Origin of the sequence: Parvibaculum sp., assembly GCF_035511255.1 — a bacterium.
GTDB lineage: Bacteria > Pseudomonadota > Alphaproteobacteria > Parvibaculales > Parvibaculaceae > Parvibaculum.
The window spans coordinates 1-2,547 of record NZ_DATKFR010000032.1; the positions used below are offsets into that span (position 1 = coordinate 1).

3 protein-coding genes are annotated in these 2,547 nt (G+C 61.3%); 2 read left to right on the top strand and 1 reads right to left on the bottom strand.

Annotated features, from left to right (window positions below):
* The coding region (locus VMR03_RS01080) for an SDR family NAD(P)-dependent oxidoreductase (RefSeq protein ID WP_325401418.1) at positions 1 to 562 on the top strand (562 nt) is incomplete at its 5' end.
* Between the two features lie 160 nt (positions 563 to 722).
* Entirely contained in the window at positions 723 to 1,859 is a 1,137-nt protein-coding gene (locus VMR03_RS01085; RefSeq protein WP_325401420.1) for a Rieske 2Fe-2S domain-containing protein, read from the top strand.
* Between the two features lie 115 nt (positions 1,860 to 1,974).
* On the opposite strand, the gene VMR03_RS01090 is transcribed toward VMR03_RS01085, so the two are convergent.
* A partial coding sequence (locus VMR03_RS01090) for a substrate binding domain-containing protein (RefSeq protein WP_325401422.1) occupies positions 1,975 to 2,547 on the bottom strand: 573 nt, incomplete at its 5' end.

Consider the following 2,547-nt stretch of genomic DNA (forward strand, 5'->3'; position numbering starts at 1 on the left):
GGAGCGCCCGCTCGACATGTGGGAGAAGATGATCGACGTCGGCCTGCGCTCGAGCTATGTGGCGAGCTGGTATGCCGCGCCGATGATGATCGCGGGGGGCAAAGGGCTGATCGTCAACACCTCGTCCTGCGGCTCGCGCGCCTACCTGCACACGCTGCCCTATGGCCTCAGCAAGACCGGTCAGGACAAACTCGCCCACGACATGGCGCATGATCTTCGCCCACACAATGTCGCGGCCATTTCCTTCTGGCACGGCCTCGTCAAGACCGAGCGCACACTGCTCGGCCTGCGCGGCTTTCCCGCCATGTTCGAACATCTGGGCGGCGAGAAAAATGCGGAGACGCCGCGCTTCGGCGGACGGCTCATCGACGCGCTCTATCACGATCCCGATCTGATGCGCCTGTCGGGCGGCACTTTCTATACCGCCGAGCTCGCGCGCCATTACGGGATCAAGGACATCGACGGCGGCGAACCCGGTTCCTTTCGCCCCATCTTCGGACCGCCGCTTTTCGAAATTCCGCTGGAAGCCGAAGCGCCTGCCGCCAAGGTGGCCAGCGTCTAGCTCATATGGATAGTCCATATAGGGTATGAGGGTATTCGGAGCTTTATTTACGTTCTAGATTATCGCTAAGCATAAGGCGGACCGGCGTCCATCGCCGGCCGGGCGCGGGCGCGACGGGCTCGCCTCGGAAGATGTCGCGCGAGGCGTTGGAGGAGGAACAATGGGCCTGCACGAAAGCGAAGTCAGAATCATCGAAGCGACAAACCCGCCGCCGCGTTATGCGCGCGGCTGGCATTGCCTCGGCCTCGCCGAACCCTTCAGGGACGGCAAGCCGCATTCGATGGACGTCTTCGGCTCGCGCGTGGTCATCTTTCAGGACCAGGCCGGCGACCTCCATGTGATCGACGGCTATTGCCCGCATATGGGCGCGGATCTCGGCGAGGGAACCATCGAAGGCGATACGGTCGCCTGCCCCTTCCATGGCTGGCGCTGGGGCGGCGACGGCAAGTGCAAGGAGATCCCCTACTGCACGCGCGTGCCGCCTAAGGCGCGTATCAAGTCCTGGCCGACCCTTGAAGAAAACAAGCAGCTCTTCATCTGGAACGATCCGGAAGGCAACCCGCCCGATCCGAAAGTCCGCATCCCGCACATCCCCGAAGTCTTCGACGGCAATTGGAGCGACTGGATCTGGGAGACGGTTCGCATAGACACCAATGCGCGCGAGCTGATCGACAACGTCTCCGACATGGCGCATTTCTACTACGTGCACGGCGCTCGCGCGAAATCCTTCAAGAACACCTTCGACGGCCATACCGCGCGCCAGATCATGACGGGCAAACCCCGCGCGTCTGCCGACGGCAGCAACATGGCCGAGTTCGGCGGCATGAAAGTCGAGATCGACGAGCTCTATTCGGACGCCTGTTACTACGGCCCGTCCTACATGATCGACTATCTGAAGAGCCTCGTCAGCGGCATGGAGGTTCAGGCCTATCTCATCAACTGCCATGTGCCGATCGACCACAACAGTTTCCACCTGCATGTCGGATTGATGGTCAAGAAGATCGAAGGTCTGCCGGACGAAGCGAACGACCAGATCGCCCAGCTTTATGCCAAGGGCAATCGCGACGGCTTCTTCCAGGATGTGCATATCTGGAAGCATAAGAGGCGCATCGACAATCCGCTGCTCTGCGAGGGCGACGGGCCGATCTATCAGCTTCGCCGCTGGTACGAGCAATTCTACGTCGACGTAAAGGACATCCAGCCGGACATGGTCGATCGCTTCGAGGTCGTGATGGACCTGACGAAGGCAAACCAGCTTTGGGACGCCACGGAAGAAAAAGAACCCGCTGACGCCTGATCGACGAATTCGAGATCGACACTCAGAGTAGACCGCGCCTCACACTGGTCTGCGTCCGGGATGACGATTGTCCCTCCCCTCGTCATCCCGGAGTTCGTTCCGGCTCCCGCGACATTCAATCCATGTTCTTCCAGTCCGGCGGCAGGTGAAACCGCTTCGGCCGCTGATGCGCTCGTTCAAAACGTGTCGTCAGGAACTCGAGGAAGAGCTGAACCTTGAGCGACAGATTCTGCTTGTGGCCATAGACGGCCCAGACGTCGCGGTCGTAATAGCTCCAGTCGCCTTCGACGCCGACGAGCTGGCCCGTCTGCAACTCCTTGCGGATGAAGACGACGGGCAGTTGCGCCAGGCCGAGCCCCGACCGCGCGGCAGCGAGGATCGCCATGCCATCGTCGCATTTCCAGGTGCCTTGCACGCGCGTCTTGACCGTGCCGGCGCCGGAGTTGAATTGCCAGTAGCCGGATTGCCCCGTCAGGCAATTATGCTCCTTGAGGTCGGCAAGATTGCGCGGCATCCCATGCGCCTCGAAATAATCGGGCGTCGCGCAGAGGCAGAAGGATTGATGCCCGATCGGCCGCGCAAAGAGGCTCGAATCCTCGAGCGCGCCGTAGCGGATGGTGACGTCATAGCTGTCGCCGACGAGATCGGCATCATGCAGCGACGTCGACACCTCGACCACCAGCTTGTC